This window comes from Escherichia sp. MOD1-EC5189 (genome assembly GCF_002966045.1).
In the GTDB taxonomy this organism is placed as follows: Bacteria; Pseudomonadota; Gammaproteobacteria; order Enterobacterales; family Enterobacteriaceae; genus Escherichia; species Escherichia coli_F.
Map to the genome: position 1 here is coordinate 65,046 of NZ_PTRX01000004.1, position 25,751 is coordinate 90,796.

Genomic DNA, 25,751 nt, shown 5'->3' on the forward strand with positions numbered 1-25,751 from the left:
CCTCCTTGTGAGTCCATTAAAACCCGATTTAAAACATTTTTATGCGTGTGTTTTCACAAAACAGATTTTCCGTTCCGCTGCCATTTTTCATTTTCATTGATATCTAAGGCAACAAAAAATGGAGAACCGAATCATGTCTACGATGAATGTTTTAATTTGCCAGCAGCCGAAAGAATTAGTCTGGAAACAACGCGAGATACCTATTCCGGGTGACAATGAAGCATTAATAAAAATTAAGTCTGTCGGGATTTGCGGTACCGATATTCATGCCTGGGGTGGAAATCAACCATTTTTTAGTTATCCACGCGTTTTAGGCCATGAAATATGTGGGGAGATTGTTGGGCTGGGTAAAAATATTGCTGATCTTAAAAATGGTCAGCAAGTTGCTGTGATCCCTTATGTTGCCTGTCAGCAATGCCCGGCATGTAAAAGCGGTCGCACCAATTGCTGTGAAAAAATTTCAGTTATTGGTGTGCATCAGGATGGTGGTTTTAGTGAGTATTTGAGCGTGCCGGTGGCGAACATTTTGCCCGCAGACGGTATTGACCCGCAGGCGGCAGCATTGATTGAACCTTTCGCTATTAGCGCACATGCGGTGCGTCGTGCAGCCATTGCTCCCGGCGAGCAGGTGCTGGTGGTCGGGGCGGGGCCAATCGGTCTGGGCGCGGCGGCAATCGCTAAAGCTGATGGCGCACAGGTGGTGGTGGCGGATACCAGTCCGGCACGCCGAGAACATGTGGCAACGCGTCTGGAGTTGCCCGTGCTGGACCCGTCAGCCGAAGATTTTGACGCGCAGCTGCGGGCGCAGTTTGGTGGTTCGCTGGCGCAGAAAGTGATCGACGCGACAGGTAATCAACATGCGATGAATAACACCGTAAATCTGATTCGTCACGGCGGCACGGTGGTATTTGTCGGTCTGTTTAAAGGTGAGTTGCAGTTCTCCGATCCGGAATTCCATAAAAAAGAAACGACGATGATGGGCAGCCGCAACGCCACGCCGGAAGATTTCGCTAAAGTCGGTCGACTGATGGCGGAAGGAAAAATCACTGCCGACATGATGTTAACCCATCGCTATCCGTTCGCCACGCTGGCAGAAACCTATGAGCGCGATGTGATTAACAACCGTGAGTTGATTAAGGGTGTAATTACTTTCTTATAAGGCGAGATTATTAAAGTTGCCATGCAGCGTCCGGGGAAGTGTTGGGCGCTGTTTTTTTTGTTTCTTAATAATGTGTTGTGAGCCGGAGAAGGTGTGTAGGTCGCACCTTATGCGACCTACAAATCAGTCAGGAATTACCCTTCACGTTCCACCACTTTAATTTCCACCATGCCGATACCAAGCTTACGCGGCGAGTGTCCGAGGATATTCCCTTCATTGGTTGAGACGGGTTCAGGTGGCACAATCACCAGCGTGTTGGCATCGGTTGGGTTATCGAAATGCAGCGTGGTGGTGGTTACTTCATTGCCCAGCACAAGGGTTTGTTCTTCATTGCCTACGCGTACCGGAATAGGACGGCTGGCGTTATTGCCGTATGCTTTGGCGGTAATCACCAGGTCAAATTTCTTCGGCAGCGGATGCTTGTACTCGATTTTTACTTCGTCGCCCAGCTGTGCGTTGGACCAGCGGCCCCACGACTCCGGACGAGAAATCCCGCTAAACTGTTTCACCTCTTCTGGCGCACCAGCGACGTTAAAAATGAAGCTTTCGGCTTTGTAGCGAATATCGTTATCAACAATCTTCAGCGTATCGACATTGCCTTTGTAACGCGCCATGTCGATGACCGTATCTTTAAATGCCGTTTTGCCCTTCCATGTTGTTTTATCAACATGCTGGACAATTTGCTGACCGCCAAGCTGCCCTTGCGAGACACACCAGTCGGTGGAAAGTGCCAGTTCAGGAGCCCAGAGTTGTGCCATCTTATAGCAACGGTCAACCCAGACGAAATTGTCGCGTGGAGCGAAATCGGCCAGCTGGAAACGCAGCGGTGCTGAGTATTCACTTTCCGGCAGCGGTTCTACGCGCTTGTCTGAAACCCGCAACAGCAGCGGCAAACGGAAATGGCTACCCGAGAAGGCAATCATGTTTTTCTGCTGGTCGATGGTGAACTCTTTCATCTCTTTAGGGAATTTCCACAGGCGGATGATATCTGGCTTCCACGCCAATGTTTTCTCTTTGATATTGAGGAAGATTTCCGACATCGACTGCCCGGATAAACTGCTACGACCAAGCCCGAGATAGTTATCGCCACCGAGAATGTCCAGCACCGTCGCGCCGTTATCCATCGTGTTACGCTTCACCGCCAGCGTCTCTTGCTGCGGCTTGTCGCCACGGATGACGAAAAACAGATTATTGCGATCTTGCTTATTGAGGTATTTCCACGCCGTGTTGTTCATCGCTAAATGGTCAGAAGAGACGACGATAACAGTATCTTTAAACCACGGTGACGCTTTGATTTTGTTGATAAACGTCGCGATATTCTCCTGACTGCAACTTACCGCGCTGAATGACTGATTCGGCTTACCGTCAAAATCATATTTTTTGCGGTTACAGGTACGCGAGATAAAACCATCCGGGTGATGGGTATCGACTGTCAGGGTAAACAGTGAGAATCGCTGACCAGAGCGGGAAAGCTCTTCAAACTTTTTCCACGCTTCATCCAGCACGGTATCGTCGTAGAATCCCCAGTCGTTGCGATAGTGTGGGTCTGCCACCACGCTTTTCAGCTCTTCTGAGCCATATAAATGGTCGAAGCCGTGCGATTTCAGGAACACATCTTTACCGGCAAAACGCAGATTCGCGCCCTGCACGAAATAGTTCTGATAACCCGAGTTTTTCAGGATATCGCCCAGACAGATGTTCTGCGGGAAGAAGCTGGAGACAGAGGCGGAGGCGTTGCCTTCAAAGGGGGCAAACAGCGGTATGCCGCACTGAGAAGCCACCATGCCCGCAATCGTGTAATCCGTTCCTGGCAGCTGCTGCGTGTGGCTGAAATCCAGGCCTTCATTTTTCAACGCGCCCAGTTCAGGCGTGAGATCCGGGAAAGCTTCGTTATCAAAATAGGTTCGCTCGAGACTTTCGCCGTAGATATAAACCAGGTTGAGTTTCGGGTCAGGGATAGTTTTCGACGGCTCTTTATAATAAGCCGCAAAGTCCGGGTCGCCGTCGCGTGACTGGGATTTCACCAGTTCTGTTATCTGACGAAATGCCGGGCTGGCGTCCACCGAACCCAGCGCCAGTAAGAGCGCCAGCAGGCTGTAACCAAAATGGTGCGGATGATGACGACGACGGCGCAGGATCCAGCCCAGCGCACCGAACACCGCCGTAAGCCCCAGCACAATGCCGATACCCGGCAGAATGTATTTGCTGACACCAGCACCGGTCAGGCTGTTGGTTAAGGTATAGAGAACCGCGTCGTTAATACCATCACCAGTAAAATAGTCGCTGGCAAACAGGGTGATATTTAAAACGACAAATAGCCCCAGTACCGTTAACGTGGCTGCAAACCACCAGGTGTTACGTCCCGCTTTCCATGCGTAAATCAGCACAGAGGCGAGAAAAAGGGCGAAAGAGAGTAGTTCTGACAACGGGCGATCCTCACTAAACCGGGCCGTTTAGCCAACGTTTAAGCTTTTTGAGAAGCACAATGTAATGGCGTCGCCATATTGCTGCAATTCTAGTGTCAAAAAAATGCGATGTTGTTAGGAATTAGTTTATAAACAGACTTTTTTGATTAAGGTCGCTTCCCGTGTAACAGGGGGAAAACCGTCCAGGAGCAGGGAAAAGGGCAGGAGAGAGCCGCGTCAGCCGGGTAACAGCTAAAACGCGGCGTTTCGCGGATCAGGAAATGAAGTTTAGCCCCTGCTTTATCACCAGATCGCAGGCTTTGGTTTTCACCTTTTCTGCCAGCGGAGTCGTTCCGATGTTATCCAGATTGAGTTGCTGACCATCTTTGGTTTTCAGCAAACCCTGAATGCCATCCAGATAGTTGGTGTCTTCTTTTTGCTCTTCACTGTTCAGGCCCAGCTTTTCCAGCACCTGGTTCTTGATGTTTTCGGCATCGGTTACCGAAGCCAACTTCTGCTTCGCGCAGTATTGCAGTATGCCTGCGGCATTGTTCATGTTATCTGCGCTTAAGGCCTGGTTCCCGCTGCTAAGCAAGCTAGTTAATGAAGCGAGCGACCAACCGCCTTCTTGTGTCGTGCTGTTTTGGTTGCCAAGTTCGCTGGCGGCGCTGGAGAGCGCATCTTTCCAGGACGCAGCATGCACCCCGGTGGAAATTAATGCGCTGGCAGCAATGGCACAGCACAGAAGATGTTTAATAGTTTTCATCATCATTACTCAAGGTGGAATTGTGTCGCAGTATACCGCCAGAAATTGGGATTAATACTCTTTACCCGTTACCCGGCTACGGTAGCTATCCCAGTTGAAGATCACCCACAAACTGTTGCCCAGGCGCATACGGTCCATCACGCGTTCGCCCAGCAACTTGGTCATCTCTTCCATATTACTGTTGGTCAGCATCCCGGTTGGGCGTTTGGAAGAAGAGCGGCGATCGACGATCTGGTTGATGATCACTTTTTCGTATTTCGATTCGGTCTGCACACCGATCTCATCGATCACCAGCAGATCAACGTTGCTCAGATCGTTAAGCAGTTGTTCTTCGCTGGTACCGCTATTCCTGAAGGTATCTTTCATCGCCGACATAATATCGGCCACGGTGATGATCAATACGGATTTACCGCGTAGCAGTAGCTCGTTGCAGATTGCCGCCGCCAGATGGTTTTTGCCGGTTCCTGGCTTGCCAGAAAAGATGAAGCTGGCGATGTTGCCGTCAAACTCTTCGACATACTGGCGCGCTTTGCTTAACGCATTCATCTGCCCTTCACACTCAACGCGATAGTTCTCAAAGGAGCAGTTCTGATGCAGTGGACGAATACCGGAGCGGTTAAAGGTGCGCTGCATTTTCATCGCCCGATTTTCACGTTCGAGAGCGGCGGAGCGGATCGCCCCTTGTTCTTTCTGCCAGGCCAGTAGTTCTTCACCCGTTTTAAACGCAGGTTTGATATGGGCAGGCATCATTTTTTGCAGGCGTTGCATCAGGTCGCCAACGTTTTTCATCGTTACCCTCTGAATCCTGGTGGAATTTGGCTGTCAGGTTCGCTGACCGTATTCACATCTCGTTTCGGCAGTCCGCCGTTGCTGGCACGGCCGATTTGCAGGCTACGCGCCAGTTTTTGTTGCCACTGTACATGGTGAAAGACTTTACCTTCCGCCTGCCAGTAGGCAATGAATGAGGCCAGTTCTTCGGTGGTCACCGGCTCTCTTAGCGCCACGCCCCATAGCGCCGCCAGGCGGATAAAGTCGGCATCGGGTTGCCAGTCCGGATACATGGCGAATTTCCCCATGGGTACAGCAACGGGAGCGGCTTGCGGTTCCTGATAGAGTTGATCGTCCAGAGCGACATCGCTTCCTGGACGCGCCAGCTTTTCTTCCAGCGCCAGCAGTTCAGCCAGGCGCGCAGGCGTGACGGCATAAAACGCCGGGGCATTGTTAGCAAATACGGCAACCACACCGCCTTCAGCTTTTGCCAGAACGGTTTGGTGATCGTGTACCAGGGCGTCAATACCAACGACGTCCGGGGTCAAAACTCTGGAAGACATACTGTTTCTCAAATATGGAACGATGAACGAGAAGGGAGATAACTTTTATAGTAACACACGGAGGAGAGGAGGCTGTCTCTCATCCGCGTGCTTTAAGTGAGGCAATTTTATACGCGAGGGCGTTTGCGGTACAACCATAATCCAGGAATGGAAAGACCGATGGATAACGCACCAACAATCGATGAAGCTGTAAGAAAGTTGGTTAACAGGGTAATCATCAATGACTCGCTGTAGCCTAACTGGCTGATTTTTACCGCCGAAATCATTGCGGTATAAGCCGATATGCCAGGGAACATAGGGATAACGGCCGCCACGGTAAACACTTTCGGATGTGCCAGATACCAGCGCGACCATTGAATACCAATGGTGCCGACCAGCATAGAGGCCATAAAGGTTGACCACTCAATATTCAGCCCGCTGGTCATTAAGATCATTCGGGAACCATGACCTATCGCACCAAGCAGCGCACACCAGCGTAACGCCCGAACGGGAACGTTGAACACCATCGCAAAGCCGACTGCAGGAATGGCGGCGAGGATCATATCCTGCGCCAACGCCAACAGAAATTCGATCACACCCATCCGCGTAGCCCCCAAATTGTCAGTGCCATCACCACGCCGACGCAGGTAGCCAGTGTCAGCAGACTTGCGATCGCCCAGCGTGCCAGTCCGGTATTGATGTGGCCTTTAAACATATCGGCGACGGCATTAATCAACGGAAAGCCCGGCACCAGCAAGAGAACGCTGGCGGCCATCGCAATGGTGGGGGTATTACTGAAAGTGGGAAGTTGCAAAAGCAAACCGGAAATGGTGGTGGCGGCGAAAGCGGTGAGGCAAAAGTTGATCTGTGGATGAAGATGACGTTGTGCCAGCAGCTGGCGGATATACATCGCGGCCGTACTGGCAAAGAAGGTGATGACGGCACCGTCCCAGCCACCGTTATTGAGTTTACAGAAACAGGCGCAAGAAAGGCCGACCATCAAGGCTACCAGCCATCGCGGGTAACGTAATGGCCGAATTTGGCTAAATCTTTTCTCTACGCCTTTGTAATCCAGCAGATGATGCTCCGCCAGAATCACAATGTGCTGGACTTCAGTCACCACATGCATATTAATGCCGCGATCGTGATTTTTACGTGTCGATGTCAGGCATTGCCCATCTTTAATAGTTGTCAGCACGATGGCGTTTGAAGAGATAGAACTTTCGACGCTGTCCATTCCCAGCGCCCGATCCAGTCGTGAGGAAAGCTCATCAACCAACGCGCTTTCCGCACCATGTTGCAAAAGAAATAATCCGCACTGGATACAAAGCCGTGTCACGGCTCGCTGTTGCTCAGTTTGCATAACTCGCCCTTTGTCATAGACGCGCTGCGTATTGTTCAAATAATGAGAATCCATTTGTATCATGAAGCGCGGTTGTTTTGCGGCAGGTTAAGATCAAAATTGCGCTGATTAATCCTGGTTATCGGGAGAAGCTCGGTGTTAAAAAGCGAATTATCTCTCGCCGCAAACAAATTATCGCATGAATATTATCACTATAATGAATTTATTGTTTAGCCCTTACGAATCAGGATAAAAGATAACTGGGCGCGTTTTTTAATTTTAACAAGTTAAAACTATCAGATTTTATTGAATAAATATTGATTGTGTGATTTTGCATCCTGCGGGAAGGGATATCAGTTAATTATAAATTAAATGAATGAGAATTCTGTTTTTCATTAAGTATTTCTAACAACTTAATGTAGATATTTTAAATGTCTCCAGGCTATTTCACCAGGTTATCATTTGATGCTAACCTTCTGACACATGCAGTGGAGTTATTGTGCAGCAGGAGTATGCTGATATGAAAGTGAATGCAAAGGATAATTTATTCGCTTAATCTATTAATTTGCTGGGAACATTTAAGGAATGAATATCCTGAATAAACCATCATGATTTTTAGACAGTGGATGTGGAGGAAATATGTTGCCAGGATGCTGCAAAAATGGAATTGTTATCAGTAAAATACCTGTTATGCAAGCAGGGTTAAAAGAGGTCATGAGGACTCACTTCCCTGAATATAAAATAATATCCAGCGCCTCTGCGGAGGACCTTACCTTATTACAATTACGTCGTTCCGGATTAGTTATTGCAGATTTAGCCGGTGAAAGTGAAGATCCTCGTTCTGTTTGTGAGCATTATTATTCTTTAATCTCACAATATCGGGAAATTCACTGGGTTTTCATGGTGTCACGCTCCTGGTATTCCCAGGCGGTAGAACTGCTCATGTGCCCTACGGCGACATTATTGTCTGATGTTGAACCCATTGAGAATCTGGTCAAGACCGTGCGTTCTGGCAATACGCACGCAGAGCGTATCAGCGCCATGCTGACCTCTCCGGCAATGACTGAAACGCATGATTTTAGCTATCGCTCCGTCATTCTCACTCTTTCAGAGCGCAAAGTGCTGCGGCTATTAGGTAAAGGATGGGGCATCAACCAGATAGCTTCATTGCTTAAGAAAAGTAATAAAACTATCAGCGCCCAAAAAAACAGTGCGATGCGTCGACTGGCAATTCACAGCAACGCTGAAATGTATGCATGGATAAATAGCGCGCAGGGTGCAAGAGAACTTAACTTGCCTTCTGTTTATGGAGATGCCGCAGAATGGAACACAGCCGAATTAAGAAGAGAAATGTCGCACTCATAGAAAAATGCGTCATGAGCAGTATCGGTATTGAGAGTTTATTCAGAAAGTTTGCAGGTAACCCTTATAAGCTCCATATCTATACCAGTCAGGAGTCATTTCAGGATGCCATGTCGCGGATCTCGTTTGCGGCGGTTATTTTTTCTTTTTCTGCCATGAGAAGTAAACGCAGAGAGGGATTATCTTGCCTGACTGAACTGGCGATTAAGTTTCCGCGTACCCGCCGTTTAGTTATTGCGGATGATGATATTGAAGCTCGGCTGATTGGTTCATTGTCGCCATCACCGCTGGACGGTGTATTAAGTAAAGCGTCGACGCTGGAGATTTTTCATCAGGAACTCTTTTTGTCATTAAATGGTGTGCGTCAGGCGACCGACCGATTGAACAATCAGTGGTATATTAACCAAAGCCGGACGCTAAGCCCGACGGAGAGAGAAATATTGCGCTTTATGTCGCGTGGCTACTCAATGACACAAATTGCCGAGCAGCTTAAACGCAATATCAAAACGATCCGCGCGCATAAATTTAATGTAATGTCGAAACTGGGCGTCAGTTCTGATGCAGGGTTGTTGGAGGCCGCAGACATTCTGTTATGTATGCGTCATTGCGAAGCAAGTAACGTGTTGCACCCCTATTAATACGCTTAATGCCGGGTTTACTTCCCCGGCAAATTTTTCTATTTCAGCGTACAGTCACCACATTGCTGCACATCCGGCAAGCGATAACGCTGGCAGCAAGTGCGGCGCACCAGCAGGCCGTCGCGCAGCACCACGGTACGCCAGAGTGGATTATCTTCACCGGTAGTGAGCGTTTTCTCAAAAAAGAGGGCATGGCGCAGCGATTCAACTGTCGCCTCGCCGAGCAACTGTTTCATCTCAGTCAGATACCAGTTGATCAAATAACCGGTATTACTCCAGATAAGTTTACCGTTAATTTCTCCAGTCGCTTCTAATGCTTGCACAACCGGAACAAGCGCCTTGCTAATTAACGTTTCCATTCGCTGCTGCGGTGAATGTGGTGTTGCGTTTTTATCTTCATACACATCGACCCAGAAACAGGCGGCGCGTCCGGTTTCGTGAAACTCAACGTGGAAATGTTCCGGCGACACATCTAATGCTTTTTCCTGCGTTAACAGGGCCAGCATTAATGGCGGCACCATCAGGCCGATGTACCATTGCGCCCACAGGGAGATCAGCGGCTTATTCTCGCGGATCATCGTTGGTTGATTGCGGTAGATATGATCGGAATAAACAGCTAACAGAGAACTTAACGCATTCGGTGATGACCATTGCGCCAGCGTCAGGGCACTGAATGGGGCGGGTTCATCCAGGCGGATAAACTCCAGCAAATGTTCACGATTTTCTGCGATCGTCGCCCGTACGGCTTGTGCAAGCCCAGCATCCTGCGGCTGGAGATGTGTTCGCCAGATAACATCTTCATAGAGCGGTGCGGAACGATAGGCCATAATCGTGATAGTAATCTAAATGATAATGATTGCTAATCCTAACGATAGGTTTACCCGATAGCAAGGGATTTCTCTGGCTTGCAAATGATAAAAATTATCATATGATATTAGTTATCATTATCAATGAAAGAGATGAAACCATGTTGCAACGTATGCTGGGCAGTGGTTGGGGAGTGTTGCTGCCGGGATTGCTGATTGCAGGGCTGATGTATGCGGATTTATCGCCGGATCAGTGGCGGATTGTTATTCTGATGGGATTGGTGATGACGCCAGTGATGTTGTATCACAAACAGTTACGGCATTACATTTTGCTACCATCATGCCTGGCGCTTATTGCTGGCATCATGCTGATGATAATGAATTTGAATCAGGGATGACAAAACAGGGAAGAAACAAGAAAGGAAGTAAAGATAATTGGTGCGAGGGGGGGGACTTGAACCCCCACGTCCGTAAGGACACTAACACCTGAAGCTAGCGCGTCTACCAATTCCGCCACCTTCGCATACCATCAATTCTTAAAAAGAATTGCTACCACGGAGGCGCATTCTAGTGGTTTTCAGCTTTTCGTCAATAGTTAATTATCGACGGAGGTGTAATTGCTGGAAAAATGTCCATCAGGAAACTAACGTGCAGGTTTTGTAGGTCGGATAAGGCGTTCACGCCGCATCCGACACGGTATTTGGGTGCAGATGCCAGATGCGACGCGGGCGCGTCTTATCTGGCCTACGAAGGGCTAACTTGCAGGTTTTGTAGGTTGTATAAGGCGAGCACGCCGCATCCGGCAAGGCTTGCGGCGGGATACTTAACCTTTCTTCGCCTGGCGGGTCATAATGGCGCGATACACCTTGAAGCGCCCGGTTTGCGCGATCACTTCGTGGAAGCCAAATGTCTCATCCAGCACGTCCGGGTAAGGCAGGAAGGCGTTCGCTACAATTCGCAGCTCGCCGCCGCTGTTAAGATGACGCACCGCGCCGCGAATCAGCGTTTGTGCTGCATCCAGACTGGTTTGCATCCCATCGTGGAACGGCGGATTGGAGATGATCATATCAAAACGACCTTTCACCTCAGAAAAGACGTTGCTGGCAAAGACTTCACCTTCAATACCGTTGGCCGCAAGTGTTGCACGGCTGGCTTCAACTGCTGGCGCAGAAACATCGCACAACGTGAGACGAATCTTCGGTGAGTGGCGTGCAAAGGCAACTGAAAGAACGCCTGCACCGCAGCCGACATCCAGCACTTTACCTTTCGTGTGCGGAGTTAACGTCGAGAGCAGCAACTGGCTACCGACATCCAGACCGTCGCGGCTAAACACGCCAGGCAGCGTTTTCACCGTCAGGCCATCGACGCTGTATTCGCCCCAGAATTTATCGGCATCAAATACCGGCTGTTTTTCCAGACGACCAAAATAGAGGCCACAGCGACGGGCGCTGTCGACTTTATTCAACGGCGCATAATCTGCAAGCATCTGCTCGGCGCTGCGCACGCCGCTGCGGTTCTCGCCAACAACAAAAATATCCGTCCCCACCGGCAGCAGAGAAAGTAAATTCATCAACTGAAACTGGGCTTCCGGTTTGTTCTTCGGCCAGTAGTAAATCAGCGTATCGCAATCTGCGACGTCATCCGCCGTGGCGACCAGACTAAAACGGGCGTTATCCCCCATCTGGCGGCTTAACACCTGCCAGTGGTGGAATTGCTGGGTATGAGCACGGCTGGCCGCGGTATCTAAACGCGCGGGCAGGTCATCCTGTAAGTCTCCGGCAAAAAGAATACGGCTTTGTTCGAAATCATCACTGTGACGCAGCAAGACTTCACTTGCCGGGGTAAATGCAGACATGGAATGCTCCTCAATTGATACTGGCGGCGATTATAGCCATATGTTGGCGCGGTATCGACGAATTTGCTATATTTGCGCCCCTGACAACAGGAGCGATTCGCTATGACATCCCGACGAGACTGGCAGTTACAGCAACTGGGCATTACCCAGTGGTCGCTGCGTCGCCCTGGCGCGTTGCAGGGGGAGATTGCCATTGCGATCCCGGCACACGTCCGTCTGGTGATGGTGGCAAACGATCTTCCCGCCCTGACCGATCCTTTAGTGAGCGATGTTCTGCGTGCATTAACCGTCAGCCCCGACCAGGTGCTGCAACTGACGCCAGAAAAGATCGCGATGCTGCCGCAAGGCAGTCGCTGCAACAGCTGGCGGTTGGGTACTGACGAACCGCTATCACTGGAAGGCGCTCAGGTGGCATCACCGGCGCTCACCGAATTACGGGCAAACCCAACGGCACGCGCCGCGTTATGGCAACAAATTTGCACATATGAACACGATTTCTTCCCTCGAAACGACTGATTTACCAGCGGCTTTCCACATTGAACAACGCGCCCACGCCTTTCCGTGGAGTGAAAAAACCTTTGCCAGTAATCAGGGCGAGCGTTATCTCAACTTTCAGTTAACGCAAAACGGCAAAATGGCGGCGTTTGCGATTACGCAAGTGGTGCTGGATGAAGCTACATTGTTCAATATTGCGGTCGATCCTGACTATCAGCGTCAGGGACTGGGAAGGGCGCTGCTGGAACATCTGATCGACGAACTGGAAAAACGCGGCGTGGCGACGCTATGGCTGGAAGTCCGTGCCTCAAACGCTGCCGCCATTGCCCTGTACGAAAGTTTAGGCTTTAACGAGGCGACGATTCGCCGCAATTACTACCCCACCAAGGACGGTCGCGAAGACGCCATCATCATGGCGTTGCCAATCAGTATGTAAGACAAGGTGGAATAATGAAGTGGGACTGGATTTTCTTTGATGCCGATGAAACGCTGTTTACCTTTGACTCATTCACCGGCCTGCAGCGGATGTTTCTTGATTACAGCGTCACCTTTACCGCTGAAGATTTTCAGGACTATCAGGCCGTTAACAAGCCACTGTGGGTGGATTATCAAAACGGCGCGATCACTTCATTACAGCTTCAGCACGGGCGTTTTGAGAGCTGGGCCGAACGGCTGAACGTCGAGCCAGGTAAACTCAACGAGGCCTTCATTAATGCGATGGCGGAAATTTGCACGCCGCTGCCGGGCGCGGTTTCCCTGCTTAATGCCATTCGCGGCAACGCCAAAATCGGCATCATCACCAACGGCTTTAGCGCCTTGCAGCAAGTGCGTCTGGAACGCACGGGCCTGCGTGATTATTTCGATTTGTTGGTGATTTCCGAAGAAGTTGGCGTAGCCAAACCGAATAAGAAAATTTTCGATTATGCGCTGGAACAGGCGGGCAATCCTGACCGTTCACGCGTGCTGATGGTTGGCGACACTGCCGAGTCCGATATTCTCGGTGGCATCAACGCCGGGCTTGCGACCTGCTGGCTGAATGCGCACAATCGCGAGCAACCAGAAGGCATCGCGCCTACCTGGACCGTTTCTTCGTTGCACGAACTGGAGCAGCTCCTGTGTAAACACTGATTGCCTCCCCCCCGTTGATGGGTAAAATAGCCGCAATTTTTCGTTTTCAACAAGCGCGGCGCGATGCCGCTTACTCAAGAAGAAAGAATTATGACGTTGTCTCCTTATTTGCAAGAGGTGGCGAAGCGCCGCACTTTTGCCATTATTTCTCACCCGGACGCCGGTAAAACGACCATCACCGAGAAGGTGCTGCTGTTCGGACAGGCCATTCAGACTGCCGGTACAGTAAAAGGCCGTGGTTCCAACCAGCACGCTAAGTCGGACTGGATGGAGATGGAAAAGCAGCGTGGGATCTCCATTACCACCTCTGTGATGCAGTTTCCGTATCACGACTGCCTGGTTAACCTGCTCGACACCCCCGGGCACGAAGACTTCTCGGAAGATACCTATCGTACCCTGACGGCGGTGGACTGCTGCCTGATGGTTATCGACGCTGCAAAAGGTGTTGAAGATCGTACCCGTAAGCTGATGGAAGTTACCCGTCTGCGCGATACGCCGATCCTCACCTTTATGAACAAACTTGACCGTGATATCCGCGATCCGATGGAGCTGCTCGATGAAGTTGAGAACGAGCTGAAAATCGGCTGTGCACCGATCACCTGGCCGATTGGCTGCGGCAAGCTGTTTAAAGGCGTTTACCACCTTTATAAAGATGAAACCTATCTCTATCAGAGCGGTAAAGGGCACACCATTCAGGAAGTCCGCATTGTTAAAGGGCTGAATAACCCGGATCTCGATGCTGCGGTTGGTGAAGATCTGGCACAGCAGCTGCGTGACGAACTGGAACTGGTGAAAGGCGCGTCTAACGAGTTCGACAAAGAATTGTTCCTTGCGGGCGAAATTACTCCAGTGTTCTTTGGTACTGCGCTGGGTAACTTCGGCGTTGATCATATGCTGGATGGCCTGGTGGAGTGGGCCCCAGCGCCGATGCCGCGTCAGACTGATACCCGTACCGTAGAGGCGAGCGAAGACAAATTTACCGGCTTCGTATTTAAAATTCAGGCCAACATGGACCCGAAACACCGCGACCGCGTGGCGTTTATGCGTGTGGTGTCCGGTAAATATGAAAAAGGCATGAAGCTGCGCCAGGTGCGTACTGCGAAAGATGTGGTGATCTCCGACGCGCTGACCTTTATGGCGGGTGACCGTTCGCATGTTGAAGAAGCGTATCCTGGCGATATCCTTGGTCTGCACAACCACGGCACCATTCAGATCGGCGACACCTTTACCCAGGGTGAGATGATGAAGTTCACCGGTATTCCGAACTTCGCGCCAGAACTGTTCCGTCGTATCCGCCTGAAAGATCCGCTGAAGCAAAAACAGCTGCTCAAAGGGCTGGTACAGCTTTCCGAAGAGGGCGCGGTGCAGGTGTTCCGTCCGATCTCCAACAACGATTTGATCGTTGGTGCGGTTGGTGTGCTGCAGTTTGATGTGGTGGTAGCGCGCCTGAAGAGCGAATACAACGTTGAAGCAGTGTATGAGTCAGTCAACGTTGCCACTGCACGCTGGGTAGAATGTGCGGACGCGAAGAAATTCGAAGAGTTCAAGCGTAAGAACGAAAGCCAACTGGCGCTTGATGGCGGCGATAACCTCGCTTACATCGCTACCAGCATGGTCAACCTGCGCCTGGCGCAGGAACGTTATCCGGACGTTCAGTTCCACCAGACTCGCGAGCATTAATTCTTGCCTCCAGGGTGCGGCAGCCGCTGCGCCCTGTCAATTTCCCTTCCTTATTAGCCGCTTACGGAATGTTCTTAAAACATTCACTTTTGCTTATGTTTTCGCTGATATCCCGAGCGGTTTCAAAATTGTGATCTATATTTAACAAAGTAATGACATTTCTGACGGCGTTAAATACCGTTCAATGCGTAGATATCAGTATCTAAAGCCGTCAATTGTCATTCTACCGATATTAATAACTGATTCAGAGGCTGTAATGGTCGTTATTCATCACCCATCGATTTTGTGATGGAGACCATTGACTTCTGTAGAGGGTGAAGTCTCTCCCTATTCAGCAATGCAACCTCGTGTTGCCAGGCTCAAATTACGAGCAAACATACAGGAATAAATCGATGACTATGACAAGACTGAAGATTTCGAAAACTCTGCTGGCTGTAATGTTGACCTCTGCCGTCGCGACCGGCTCTGCCTACGCAGAAAACAACGCGCAGACTACCAATGAAAGCGCAGGGCAAAAAGTCGATAGCTCTATGAATAAAGTCGGTAATTTCATGGATGACAGTGCAATCACCGCGAAAGTGAAGGCGGCCCTGGTGGATCATGACAACATCAAGAGCACCGATATCTCTGTCAAAACCGATCAAAAAGTCGTGACTCTGAGCGGTTTCGTTGAAAGCCAGGCCCAGGCCGAAGAGGCAGTGAAAGTGGCGAAAGGCGTTGAAGGCGTGACCTCTGTCAGCGACAAACTGCACGTTCGCGACGCTAAAGAAGGCTCTGTGAAGGGCTACGCGGGTGACACCGCCACCACCAGTGAAATCAAAGCCAAACTGCTGGCGGACGATATCGTCCCTTCACGTAAAGTGAAAGTTGAAACCACCGATGGTGTGGTTCAGCTCTCCGGTACCGTAGATTCTCAGGCACAGAGCGACCGTGCTGAAAGTATCGCCAAAGCGGTAGACGGTGTGAAAAGCGTTAAAAATGATCTGAAAACTAAGTAATTCGTCGTAATTCGACCTCCCGAACTTTGTCGGGAGGCGCGATGTGCACCACACTAAAAATATCGCATTGAGTGATTTTCACGCTCATATCAAGCGGTGACATTAACTATGGTAAAGGAGACGCTTATGTTTCGTTGGGGCATCATATTTCTGGTTATCGCGTTAATCGCCGCCGCACTTGGGTTTGGTGGTCTGGCCGGTACTGCTGCAGGCGCAGCTAAAATTGTCTTTGTCGTCGGGATTATTCTGTTCCTGGTGAGTTTGTTCATGGGCCGAAAACGACCCTAGATTTCAGACCATTAAGAAAATTTTATCCAAAGCCAGTCCAGCGGACTGGCTTTTGCGGTTTTAGCGAATAATAAATTGCGTTACTTTGTCATTCTTTCACAACAAAAACAGGAAGGCAGAGGTGGGGCAGCGAATACCTGTAACGCTTGGTAATATTGCGCCGTTGTCGCTAAGGCCGTTCCAGCCTGGACGGATTGCTCTGGTGTGCGAAGGCGGCGGACAGCGTGGAATTTTCACGGCTGGCGTGCTGGATGAGTTTATGCGTGCGCAGTTTAATCCTTTCGATCTTTATCTCGGCACATCTGCCGGGGCGCAGAACCTCTCGGCGTATATCTGCAATCAGCCCGGTTACGCGCGCAAAGTCATCATGCGTTACACCACAAAACGCGAATTTTTCGATCCATTGCGCTTTGTCCGTGGAGGAAATCTTATCGATCTCGACTGGCTGGTGGAGGCCACCGCAAGCCAGATGCCGTTGCAAATGGACACCGCAGCGCGGCTATTTGACAGCGGCAAATCGTTTTATATGTGCGCTTGTCGTCAGGATGACTATGCGCCGAATTACTTTTTGCCAACCAAACAGAACTGGCTGGATGTGATTCGCGCCTCCAGTGCAATACCTGGCTTTTATCGTAGCGGAGTGTCGCTGGAAGGCATTAATTACCTGGATGGCGGGATCAGTGATGCGATCCCGGTTAAAGAGGCGGCAAGGCAGGGAGCAAAAACACTGGTCGTCATCCGCACTGTGCCGTCACAAATGTACTACACGCCGCAGTGGTTCAAACGCATGGAACGCTGGCTGGGTGACAGTAGCCTGCAGCCGCTGGTCAATCTGGTGCAGCATCATGAAACCAGCTATCGTGAGATTCAGCAATTTATTGAGAAACCACCGGGCCAGTTGAGGATATTCGAAATTTATCCGCCGAAGCCATTACATAGTATCGCGCTCGGCAGTCGGATTCCGGCGCTGCGTGAAGACTATAAACTTGGGCGTTTATGCGGGCGTTATTTTCTGGCAACGGTCGGTAAGTTATTGACTGAAAAAGCGCCGCTGAGCCGCCATCTGGTGCCGGTGGTGACGCCGGAGTCGATCGTTATTCCGCCTGCACCCGTCGCCAACGATACGCTGGTTACCGAGGTGATAGACGCTCCACAGGCGAACGACCCGACATTTAACAATGAGGATTTGGCTTGATTTGCCGTTTTATCGACACCCACTGCCATTTTGATTTCCCGCCGTTTAGTGGCGATGAAGAGGCCAGCCTGCAACGCGCGGCACAAGCGGGCGTAGGCAAGATCATTGTTCCGGCCACCGAGGCGGCAAATTTTGCCCGCGTGCAGGCGTTAGCGGAAAATTATCAACCGCTGTATGCCGCTTTAGGGTTGCATCCGGGGATGTTGGAAAAACATAACGATGCATCGCTGGATCAGTTACAGCAGGCGTTGGGAAGACGTCCGACGAAGGTGGTGGCGGTGGGGGAGATCGGCCTGGATCTCTTTGGTGACGATCCGCAATTTGAGAGGCAGCAGTGGTTGCTTGATGAACAACTGAAACTGGCGAAACGCTACGATCTGCCGGTGATCCTTCATTCACGGCGCACGCACGACAAACTGGCGATGCATCTTAAACGCCAAAATTTGCCACGCACTGGTGTGGTTCATGGTTTTTCTGGCAGCCTGCAACAGGCCGAACGGTTTGTGCAGCTGGGCTACAAAATTGGCGTAGGCGGTACTATCACCTATCCACGCGCCAGTAAAACCCGCGATGTCATCGCAAAGCTGCCGCTGGCATCGTTGTTGCTGGAAACCGACGCGCCGGATATGCCGCTCAATGGTTTTCAGGGGCAGCCTAATCACCCGGAGCAGGCCGCCCGTGTGTTTGCCGTGCTATGCGAGTTACGCCCGGAACCCGCGGATGAGATTGCCGAAGTGTTGCTTAATAACACGTATGCGGTGTTTAACGTTCGTGGGTAGTTTGCCCTTCGTAAGCCGGATAAGGCGTTCACGCCGCATCCGGCAGTCGACGCACAATGCCTGATGCGACGCTTGACGCGTCTTATCATGCCTACAAGTCTGTGCCGAACCGTAGGCCGCATCCGGCATGTCACAAATACAGCGCCGGAAATATTAATCGGCTCACCCCGTGCTCCCGTAACGCATCAGCCAATTGCTTAACGTCTTCCGGCGTGGCGCTCGCCCAGCTTTGCGCCTCGCCATACACGCCGTGGGCATGAAACGCGTTCAGGCGTACCGGAACATCGCCAAGTCCCTTGATAAACGCCGCCAGCTCATCGATATGCTGCAAATAATCCACGTGGCCTGGGATTACCAGCAAACGCAGTTCTGCCAGTTTGCCGCGCTCGGCAAGCAGACTAATGCTGCGCTTGATCTGCTGATTATCGCGTCCGGTTAGCTGTTGATGACATTCGCTTCCCCACGCTTTGAGATCGAGCATCGCGCCGTCGCACACTGGGAGTAATTTTTCCCAGCCGGTTTCGCTCAACATGCCGTTACTGTCCACCAGACAGGTGAGATGACACAGTTGTGGATCATTTTTGATAGCAGTAAACAGCGCCACCACAAACGGCAGCTGGGTCGTGGCTTCGCCGCCGCTTACCGTTATCCCTTCGATAAACAGCACCGCTTTGCGGATATGGCTAAGCACCTCGTCCACGCTCATGGATTGCGCCATTGGCGTGGCATGTTGTGGACACATCTTCAGGCAGGTATCACACTGCTCGCAGACGGCTGCGTTCCACACTACTTTGCTGTTAACAATCTGCAACGCCTGATGCGGACACTGTGGCACGCACTCCCCGCAATCATTACAGCGCCCCATTGTCCACGGATTGTGACAGTTTTTGCAGCGCAGATTACAGCCCTGTAAAAACAGAGCCAGGCGACTACCTGGCCCGTCAACGCAGGAGAAGGGGATAATCTTACTGACTAAAGCGCATCTGCTGTTCATGGCTTATAACGCGCGGCTGGCGTTCCAGAATACGAGTGTTGCGTGCGGCTTCTTCTCCCAGCCAGGTGGTATTGGTACGTGAACCTTCGGCACGATATTTTTCTAAATCCGACAAACGCACCATATAACCGGTAACGCGAACCAGATCGTTACCGCTGACATTGGCGGTAAATTCACGCATTCCGGCTTTAAAGGCACCGAGGCAAAGCTGTACCAGCGCCTGCGGATTACGTTTGATGGTTTCGTCGAGCGTCAGAATGTCGCTGATTCCAGAGTAATAATAAGCATGATGCGGGGCGACGGTTTGCAGATGGGTAATCGGATCTGGCTCATCACCATATGGCAAACGTGCGCCCGGCGTGGTGCCGATATCAGAACTGATCCCCGACTGTGCGTGTAGCATGGCGCGATTTTGCCAGCCATATTTCACGGGGGTATTGGCGACAAATTCCGCCAGTTGCGCGCTAATGCGATAACCCACTTCATTCGCAGCGGCTTCTTTACCGTAACGTGCGGCAATTCCTTCTTTCTCACACAACAAGTTAACCGCTTCTGCCAGTCCGTACATGCCAAACATTGGCACAAAACGTTCAGGGTTAATCAGCCCTTCTTTCACCAGGAAGCTATTCTCAAAGAAGTGTGATTGTTGATAGAGGAATTCACACCGCGCATCGATGATGGCGATCTGCTGTTGGCAGTAGTGCGGTAGAGTGCGCGTAAAGAAGTCATCCAGCGATTCACTGCGCTCGGCAATGGCTTTCAGGTTGAGGCGTACCAGCGTACTGCCACCACCCGCTAACGGCAGTGAGTTGTAACAGCTCACAATCCCGTAGCTCCCTTTTGTGAAAATTTTATCATGCACGGGACCGTTGGCGATGTGCGGTTTGCTACATTCACAGATGTTTTTCGCCACTTCCAGCAGCAGGTCATCAGGGGTGATTTCAGGATCGTAGATAAAAGTCAGGTTCGGTGAAACCTGCTTCAGCTCTGCGTCTGCGCGTAAAATCGCACGGGTAATGGGCGAATCAGACGGGCCAATATTGGCGTGCATAAAGGCATCTGGCAGGGTTCTGTCGAGGTAACGCCAGAAACGTTTTATTCGAATATCGATCTCGTTTTGTGTTAGAATTCTAACATACGGTTGCAACAACGCATCCAGTTGCCCCAGGTAGACCGGCATCGATGTGACCGAAGGAACGTGGTGGTAAAGAATGGTCAGCAGAGAGAGTGCGTCATCAAGATCTTTTGCGCCTTCCAGCTCCAGCCATTCGGAACCGTTGGCCAAAAAACGGGCGTAATCGGGTAAGACATAGCGCGGTTTATACGGCGCATGACCTTCAAACATATCGCAGATTACACCTTCATCCAGCGCGCGGCGGGCTTCGGCAGGAAGCTGTGGGTAAGGCAGATTGTTTTCTGCTTCCAGCGCCAGAAAATGGCGCTTCTGCTCCGGGCTAAGTACCGGACTGGTGACAATTTGCTGGCAACGTTGTTGCAGTGCATTTTCATGAGAAGTGGGCATCTTCTGTTCCTTTTTATGCCGAAGGTGATGCGCCATTGTAAGAAGTTTCGTGATGTTCACTTTGATCCTGATGCGTTTGCCACCACTGACGCATTCATTTGAAAGTGAATTATTTGAACCAGATCGCATTACAGTAATGCAATTTTGTAAGTAGATTTCCTTAATTGTGATGTATATCGAAGTGTGTTGCGGAGTCGATGTTAGAATACTAACAAACTCGCAAGGTGAATTTTATTGGCGACAAGCCAGGAGAATGAAATGACTGATCTGAAAGCAAGCAGCCTGCGTGCACTGAAATTGATGGACCTGACCACCCTGAATGACGACGATACCGACGAGAAAGTGATCGCTCTGTGTCATCAGGCCAAAACTCCGGTCGGTAATACCGCCGCTATCTGTATCTATCCTCGCTTTATCCCGATTGCTCGCAAAACGCTGAAAGAGCAGGGCACCCCGGAAATCCGTATCGCTACGGTAACTAACTTCCCACACGGTAACGACGACATCGAAATCGCGCTGGCAGAAACCCGTGCGGCAATCGCCTACGGTGCCGATGAAGTTGATGTGGTGTTCCCGTACCGTGCACTGATGGCGGGTAACGAGCAGGTTGGTTTTGATCTGGTGAAAGCCTGTAAAGAGGCTTGCGCAGCAGCGAACGTACTGCTGAAAGTGATTATTGAAACCGGCGAACTGAAAGACGAAGCGCTGATCCGCAAAGCGTCTGAAATCTCCATCAAAGCGGGTGCTGATTTCATCAAAACCTCTACCGGTAAAGTAGCAGTGAACGCGACGCCGGAAAGCGCGCGCATCATGATGGAAGTGATCCGTGATATGGGCGTAGAGAAAACCGTTGGTTTCAAACCGGCGGGCGGCGTGCGTACTGCGGAAGATGCGCAGAAATATCTCGCGATTGCAGATGAACTGTTCGGTGCTGACTGGGCTGATGCGCGTCACTACCGCTTTGGTGCTTCCAGCCTGCTGGCAAGCCTGCTGAAAGCGCTGGGCCACGGCGACGGTAAGAGCGCCAGCAGCTACTAAGCTGCCTTTTGCCAGAGGGTGGATGCCGGATGCGGCGCGAACGCCTTATCCGGCCTACGGGACGATTGCCGTGTAGGCCTTGTAAGATGCGTCAGCATCGCATCAGGCAATAACAACATCCGCCATCTGGCAACAACGCCTTCAAACTTATTCCACGGGAGGTTACCTTGTTTCTCGCACAAGAAATTATTCGTAAAAAACGTGATGGTCATGCGCTGAGCGATGAAGAAATTCGCTTCTTTATCAACGGCATTCGCGACAACACTATCTCCGAAGGGCAGATTGCCGCCCTCGCGATGACCATTTTCTTCCACGATATGACAATGCCGGAGCGTGTCTCGCTGACGATGGCGATGCGAGATTCAGGAACCGTTCTCGACTGGAAAAGCCTGCATCTGAATGGCCCGATTGTTGATAAACACTCGACCGGCGGCGTCGGCGATGTGACTTCGCTGATGTTGGGGCCAATGGTCGCAGCCTGCGGCGGCTATATTCCGATGATCTCCGGTCGCGGCCTCGGCCATACTGGCGGTACGCTCGACAAACTGGAATCCATCCCTGGCTTCGACATCTTCCCGGATGACAACCGTTTCCGCGAAATTATTAAAGACGTCGGCGTGGCGATTATTGGCCAGACCAGTTCACTGGCTCCGGCGGATAAACGTTTCTATGCGACCCGCGATATTACCGCAACCGTGGATTCCATCCCGCTGATCACTGCCTCGATCCTGGCGAAGAAACTGGCGGAAGGTCTGGATGCACTGGTGATGGACGTGAAAGTCGGTAGCGGTGCATTTATGCCGACCTACGAACTCTCTGAAGCCCTTGCCGAAGCGATTGTTGGCGTGGCTAACGGCGCTGGCGTGCGCACCACCGCGCTACTCACCGACATGAATCAGGTGCTGGCCTCCAGTGCCGGTAACTCGGTTGAAGTACGTGAAGCGGTGCAGTTCCTGACAGGTGAGTACCGTAACCCGCGTCTGTTTGATGTCACGATGGCGTTGTGTGTGGAGATGCTTACCTCCGGCAAACTGGCGAAAGATGACGCCGAAGCGCGCGCGAAATTGCAGGCGGTACTGGACAACGGTAAAGCGGCAGAAGTCTTTGGCCGTATGGTAGCGGCACAAAAAGGCCCGACCGACTTCGTTGAGAACTACGCGAAGTATCTGCCGACAGCGATGCTGACGAAAGCAGTCTATGCTGATACCGAAGGTTTTGTCAGTGAAATGGATACCCGCGCGCTGGGAATGGCAGTGGTTGCAATGGGCGGCGGTCGCCGTCAGGCATCTGACACCATCGATTACAGCGTCGGCTTTACTGATATGGCGCGTCTGGGCGACCAGGTAGACGGTCAGCGTCCGCTGGCGGTTATCCACGCGAAAGACGAAAACAGCTGGCAGGAAGCGGCGAAAGCGGTGAAAGCGGCAATTAAACTTGCCGATAAAGCACCGGAAAGCACACCAACTGTCTATCGCCGTATCAGCGAATAACGGTATACTGATCTGATCATTTAAATTTGAAGCACTGAGTACGGAGAACATATGAAACGTGCATTTATTATGGTGCTGGACTCATTCGGCATCGGCGCTACAGAAGATGCAGAACGCTTTGGTGACGTCGGGGCTGACACCCTGGGTCATATCGCAGAAGCTTGTGCCAAAGGCGAAGCTGATAATGGTCGTAAAGGCCCGCTCAATCTGCCAAATCTGACCCGTCTGGGGTTGGCGAAAGCACACGAAGGTTCTACCGGTTTCATTCCGGCGGGAATGGACGGCAACGCTGAAGTTATCGGCGCGTACGCATGGGCGCACGAAATGTCATCCGGTAAAGATACCCCGTCTGGTCACTGGGAAATCGCCGGTGTCCCGGTTCTGTTTGAATGGGGATACTTCTCCGATCACGAAAATAGCTTCCCGCAAGAGCTGCTGGATAAACTGGTCGAGCGCGCTAATCTGCCGGGTTACCTCGGTAACTGCCACTCTTCCGGTACGGTCATTCTGGATCAGCTGGGCGAAGAGCACATGAAAACCGGCAAGCCGATTTTCTATACCTCCGCTGACTCCGTGTTCCAGATTGCCTGCCATGAAGAAACTTTCGGTCTGGATAAACTCTACGAACTGTGCGAAATCGCCCGTGAAGAGCTGACCAACGGCGGCTACAACATCGGTCGTGTTATCGCTCGTCCGTTTATCGGCGATAAAGCCGGTAACTTCCAGCGTACCGGTAACCGTCACGACCTGGCTGTTGAACCGCCAGCACCGACCGTGCTGCAGAAACTGGTTGATGAAAAACACGGCCAGGTGGTTTCTGTCGGTAAAATTGCAGACATCTACGCTAACTGCGGCATCACCAAAAAAGTGAAAGCGACCGGCCTGGACGCGCTGTTTGACGCCACCATCAAAGAGATGAAAGAAGCGGGTGATAACACCATCGTCTTCACCAACTTCGTTGACTTCGACTCTTCCTGGGGTCACCGTCGCGACGTTGCCGGTTATGCTGCGGGTCTGGAACTGTTCGACCGCCGTCTGCCAGAGCTGATGTCTTTGCTGCGCGATGACGACATCCTGATCCTCACTGCTGACCATGGTTGTGATCCGACCTGGACCGGTACTGACCATACCCGTGAACACATTCCGGTACTGGTTTACGGCCCGAAAGTAAAACCGGGTTCGCTGGGGCACCGTGAAACTTTCGCGGATATCGGCCAGACTCTGGCAAAATATTTTGGTACTTCTGATATGGAATATGGCAAAGCCATGTTCTGATGGATTTGGGCGGAGCAGTGACTCCGCCTTTAATATGTCACAAAAAGGATAAAATGATGGCTACTCCACACATTAATGCAGAAATGGGCGATTTCGCTGACGTAGTTTTGATGCCAGGCGACCCGCTGCGTGCGAAGTATATTGCTGAAACTTTCCTTGAAGATGCTCGTGAAGTGAACAACGTTCGCGGTATGCTGGGCTTCACCGGTACTTACAAAGGCCGCAAAATTTCTGTAATGGGCCACGGTATGGGTATCCCGTCCTGCTCCATCTACACTAAAGAACTGATCACCGATTTCGGCGTGAAGAAAATCATTCGCGTTGGTTCCTGTGGCGCAGTTCTGCCGCACGTAAAACTGCGTGACGTAGTGATTGGTATGGGTGCCTGCACCGATTCCAAAGTTAACCGCATCCGTTTTAAAGACCATGACTTTGCAGCTATCGCTGACTTCGACATGGTGCGTAACGCAGTAGATGCAGCTAAAGCACTGGGCATTGATGCTCGCGTTGGTAACCTATTCTCCGCTGACCTGTTCTACTCTCCGGACGGCGAAATGTTCGACGTGATGGAAAAATACGGCATCCTCGGTGTGGAAATGGAAGCGGCTGGTATCTACGGCGTCGCTGCAGAATTCGGCGCGAAAGCCCTGACCATCTGCACCGTATCTGACCATATCCGCACGCACGAGCAGACCACTGCCGCTGAGCGTCAGACTACCTTCAACGACATGATCAAAATCGCACTGGAATCCGTTCTGCTGGGCGATAAAGAGTAATTGTGTTTCGCTGAAAGGCGATTGTCGTGTGAAGCCGGAGCGGGAAACTGCTCCGGCTTTTTAGTATCTATTCATCAATAGCGACTGATTTATAGATTTACTATTATTTTTCATATAGATAGAAAATTAAATCCATTCGAGTATCTATTCACGAATCTATTCATTTATGTTCAGCCGTCATCCAGTAAGGGCATATCAGCAACTCTGGCGGACAACCATAAATTCCTGCCATTTTGTTTTTGATGTTTGAACTAAGCCGTTCCGTCTTTTCGATTTGTTTTAGAGAATTAATCGAGATACCCAACATTTTACTAACTTCAGCAAGTGATAGTTTATGCCTGATACGCACGGCGGTTAGCCAGGATATACCCTGGCTGAACATTAAATTGATAATCTCCCGTTCCTGGTTCTTCAGATCGATCATATTTCCTTCCCTGGATATTTTAATCA

Annotated in this window: 27 protein-coding genes and 1 tRNA gene; 16 read left to right on the plus strand and 12 right to left on the minus strand. The window is 51.0% G+C overall.

Annotated features, from left to right (window positions below):
- Positions 1-133: 133 nt before the first annotated feature.
- Positions 134-1,159 (plus strand): L-galactonate oxidoreductase, encoded by a 1,026-nt coding sequence (lgoD, locus tag ATB02_RS04470; protein WP_000106034.1) that lies wholly within the window; start codon positions 134-136, stop codon positions 1,157-1,159.
- A gap of 134 nt (positions 1,160-1,293) precedes the next feature.
- Here the strand turns inward: lgoD and opgB are convergent, their stop codons facing one another.
- The 6 genes from opgB to ATB02_RS04500 form a co-directional block, all read right to left on the minus strand.
- On the minus strand, positions 1,294-3,585 hold the full coding sequence (gene opgB / locus ATB02_RS04475) for a phosphatidylglycerol--membrane-oligosaccharide glycerophosphotransferase (RefSeq protein WP_105271156.1): 2,292 nt from the start codon (positions 3,583-3,585) through the stop codon (positions 1,294-1,296).
- A 253-nt stretch (positions 3,586-3,838) separates the two neighbouring features.
- Positions 3,839-4,333 (minus strand): DUF2501 domain-containing protein YjjA, encoded by a 495-nt coding sequence (gene yjjA, locus ATB02_RS04480; RefSeq protein WP_105271203.1) that lies wholly within the window; start codon positions 4,331-4,333, stop codon positions 3,839-3,841.
- A 48-nt stretch (positions 4,334-4,381) separates the two neighbouring features.
- The gene (dnaC, locus tag ATB02_RS04485; protein ID WP_000799911.1) at positions 4,382-5,119 is read right to left on the minus strand and encodes a DNA replication protein DnaC; all 738 of its coding nucleotides are present in this window, start codon (positions 5,117-5,119) and stop codon (positions 4,382-4,384) included.
- Between the two features lie 2 nt (positions 5,120-5,121).
- Positions 5,122-5,661, minus strand: a complete 540-nt coding sequence (gene dnaT, locus ATB02_RS04490) for a primosomal protein DnaT (RefSeq protein WP_000098818.1) — start codon at positions 5,659-5,661, stop codon at positions 5,122-5,124.
- 107 nt (positions 5,662-5,768) lie between these two features.
- Positions 5,769-6,242 (minus strand): threonine/serine exporter, encoded by a 474-nt coding sequence (locus ATB02_RS04495; protein ID WP_000538189.1) that lies wholly within the window; start codon positions 6,240-6,242, stop codon positions 5,769-5,771.
- The gene (locus ATB02_RS04500; protein ID WP_105271157.1) at positions 6,233-7,003 is read right to left on the minus strand and encodes a threonine/serine ThrE exporter family protein; all 771 of its coding nucleotides are present in this window, start codon (positions 7,001-7,003) and stop codon (positions 6,233-6,235) included. Before ATB02_RS04500 ends, ATB02_RS04495 begins: the two co-directional genes overlap by 10 nt.
- A 618-nt stretch (positions 7,004-7,621) precedes the next feature.
- On the opposite strand from ATB02_RS04500, the gene ATB02_RS04505 reads away from it, so the two are divergent.
- Positions 7,622-8,347, plus strand: a complete 726-nt coding sequence (locus ATB02_RS04505; protein ID WP_097505658.1) for a helix-turn-helix domain-containing protein — start codon at positions 7,622-7,624, stop codon at positions 8,345-8,347.
- Entirely contained in the window at positions 8,305-8,982 is a 678-nt protein-coding gene (gene bglJ, locus ATB02_RS04510) for a DNA-binding transcriptional activator BglJ (protein ID WP_001353481.1), read from the plus strand. The genes ATB02_RS04505 and bglJ overlap by 43 nt, the downstream gene beginning before the upstream one ends.
- 38 nt (positions 8,983-9,020) lie before the next feature.
- On the opposite strand, the gene fhuF is transcribed toward bglJ, so the two are convergent.
- Positions 9,021-9,809 (minus strand): siderophore-iron reductase FhuF, encoded by a 789-nt coding sequence (gene fhuF, locus ATB02_RS04515; RefSeq protein ID WP_105271158.1) that lies wholly within the window; start codon positions 9,807-9,809, stop codon positions 9,021-9,023.
- A 140-nt stretch (positions 9,810-9,949) separates the two neighbouring features.
- Here fhuF and ATB02_RS04520 point away from each other — a divergent pair, with 140 nt between their 5' ends.
- Positions 9,950-10,186 carry a DUF1435 domain-containing protein gene (locus ATB02_RS04520; protein WP_123009408.1) on the plus strand — a complete coding sequence of 79 codons (237 nt, stop codon included), beginning with the start codon at positions 9,950-9,952 and terminating at the stop codon, positions 10,184-10,186.
- A gap of 38 nt (positions 10,187-10,224) precedes the next feature.
- On the opposite strand, the gene ATB02_RS04525 is transcribed toward ATB02_RS04520, so the two are convergent.
- Positions 10,225-10,311: transfer RNA gene (locus tag ATB02_RS04525), tRNA-Leu, on the minus strand.
- A gap of 300 nt (positions 10,312-10,611) precedes the next feature.
- The gene (gene rsmC, locus ATB02_RS04530) at positions 10,612-11,643 is read right to left on the minus strand and encodes a 16S rRNA (guanine(1207)-N(2))-methyltransferase RsmC (protein WP_001272320.1); all 1,032 of its coding nucleotides are present in this window, start codon (positions 11,641-11,643) and stop codon (positions 10,612-10,614) included.
- A gap of 102 nt (positions 11,644-11,745) precedes the next feature.
- Here rsmC and holD point away from each other — a divergent pair, with 102 nt between their 5' ends.
- The 8 genes from holD (at position 11,746) to ATB02_RS04570 (ending at position 18,206) form a co-directional block, all read left to right on the plus strand.
- Entirely contained in the window at positions 11,746-12,159 is a 414-nt protein-coding gene (gene holD / locus ATB02_RS04535; protein ID WP_000204018.1) for a DNA polymerase III subunit psi, read from the plus strand.
- Complete coding sequence (rimI, locus tag ATB02_RS04540) at positions 12,128-12,574, plus strand: ribosomal protein S18-alanine N-acetyltransferase (protein ID WP_001092449.1); 447 nt, start codon at positions 12,128-12,130, stop codon at positions 12,572-12,574. Before holD ends, rimI begins: the two co-directional genes overlap by 32 nt.
- Positions 12,575-12,588: 14 nt before the next feature.
- Complete coding sequence (gene yjjG, locus ATB02_RS04545) at positions 12,589-13,266, plus strand: pyrimidine 5'-nucleotidase (protein ID WP_000870712.1); 678 nt, start codon at positions 12,589-12,591, stop codon at positions 13,264-13,266.
- Positions 13,267-13,356: 90 nt separating this feature from the next.
- Positions 13,357-14,946, plus strand: a complete 1,590-nt coding sequence (prfC, locus tag ATB02_RS04550; protein WP_000175940.1) for a peptide chain release factor 3 — start codon at positions 13,357-13,359, stop codon at positions 14,944-14,946.
- Positions 14,947-15,338: 392 nt separating this feature from the next.
- The gene (gene osmY, locus ATB02_RS04555) at positions 15,339-15,944 is read left to right on the plus strand and encodes a molecular chaperone OsmY (protein ID WP_001295410.1); all 606 of its coding nucleotides are present in this window, start codon (positions 15,339-15,341) and stop codon (positions 15,942-15,944) included.
- Positions 15,945-16,070: 126 nt separating this feature from the next.
- The gene (locus tag ATB02_RS04560) at positions 16,071-16,232 is read left to right on the plus strand and encodes a DUF1328 domain-containing protein (RefSeq protein WP_000490275.1); all 162 of its coding nucleotides are present in this window, start codon (positions 16,071-16,073) and stop codon (positions 16,230-16,232) included.
- Between the two features lie 121 nt (positions 16,233-16,353).
- Positions 16,354-17,427 (plus strand): patatin-like phospholipase family protein, encoded by a 1,074-nt coding sequence (locus tag ATB02_RS04565; RefSeq protein WP_000531528.1) that lies wholly within the window; start codon positions 16,354-16,356, stop codon positions 17,425-17,427.
- Entirely contained in the window at positions 17,424-18,206 is a 783-nt protein-coding gene (locus ATB02_RS04570) for a metal-dependent hydrolase (protein WP_039020383.1), read from the plus strand. The genes ATB02_RS04565 and ATB02_RS04570 overlap by 4 nt, the downstream gene beginning before the upstream one ends.
- A 130-nt stretch (positions 18,207-18,336) precedes the next feature.
- Here ATB02_RS04570 and ATB02_RS04575 read toward each other — a convergent pair whose 3' ends face one another.
- Positions 18,337-19,200, minus strand: a complete 864-nt coding sequence (locus ATB02_RS04575; protein ID WP_105271159.1) for a YjjW family glycine radical enzyme activase — start codon at positions 19,198-19,200, stop codon at positions 18,337-18,339.
- Positions 19,172-20,722 (minus strand): YjjI family glycine radical enzyme, encoded by a 1,551-nt coding sequence (locus ATB02_RS04580; protein WP_105271160.1) that lies wholly within the window; start codon positions 20,720-20,722, stop codon positions 19,172-19,174. Before ATB02_RS04580 ends, ATB02_RS04575 begins: the two co-directional genes overlap by 29 nt.
- Before the next feature lie 258 nt (positions 20,723-20,980).
- On the opposite strand from ATB02_RS04580, the gene deoC reads away from it, so the two are divergent.
- The 4 genes from deoC to deoD all read left to right on the plus strand — a co-directional run bounded on the left by deoC (position 20,981) and on the right by deoD (position 25,301).
- Positions 20,981-21,760, plus strand: a complete 780-nt coding sequence (gene deoC / locus ATB02_RS04585) for a deoxyribose-phosphate aldolase (RefSeq protein ID WP_001295412.1) — start codon at positions 20,981-20,983, stop codon at positions 21,758-21,760.
- A 167-nt stretch (positions 21,761-21,927) separates the two neighbouring features.
- Positions 21,928-23,250, plus strand: coding sequence for a thymidine phosphorylase (gene deoA, locus ATB02_RS04590; RefSeq protein ID WP_105271161.1), 1,323 nt, complete (start codon positions 21,928-21,930; stop codon positions 23,248-23,250).
- 51 nt (positions 23,251-23,301) lie between these two features.
- The gene (deoB, locus tag ATB02_RS04595; RefSeq protein ID WP_000816471.1) at positions 23,302-24,525 is read left to right on the plus strand and encodes a phosphopentomutase; all 1,224 of its coding nucleotides are present in this window, start codon (positions 23,302-23,304) and stop codon (positions 24,523-24,525) included.
- 56 nt (positions 24,526-24,581) lie between these two features.
- Positions 24,582-25,301, plus strand: a complete 720-nt coding sequence (gene deoD, locus ATB02_RS04600) for a purine-nucleoside phosphorylase (protein WP_000224877.1) — start codon at positions 24,582-24,584, stop codon at positions 25,299-25,301.
- 160 nt (positions 25,302-25,461) lie between these two features.
- Here deoD and ATB02_RS04605 read toward each other — a convergent pair whose 3' ends face one another.
- On the minus strand, positions 25,462-25,725 hold the full coding sequence (locus ATB02_RS04605; protein WP_000566247.1) for a helix-turn-helix domain-containing protein: 264 nt from the start codon (positions 25,723-25,725) through the stop codon (positions 25,462-25,464).
- Between the last annotated feature and the right edge of the window lie 26 nt (positions 25,726-25,751).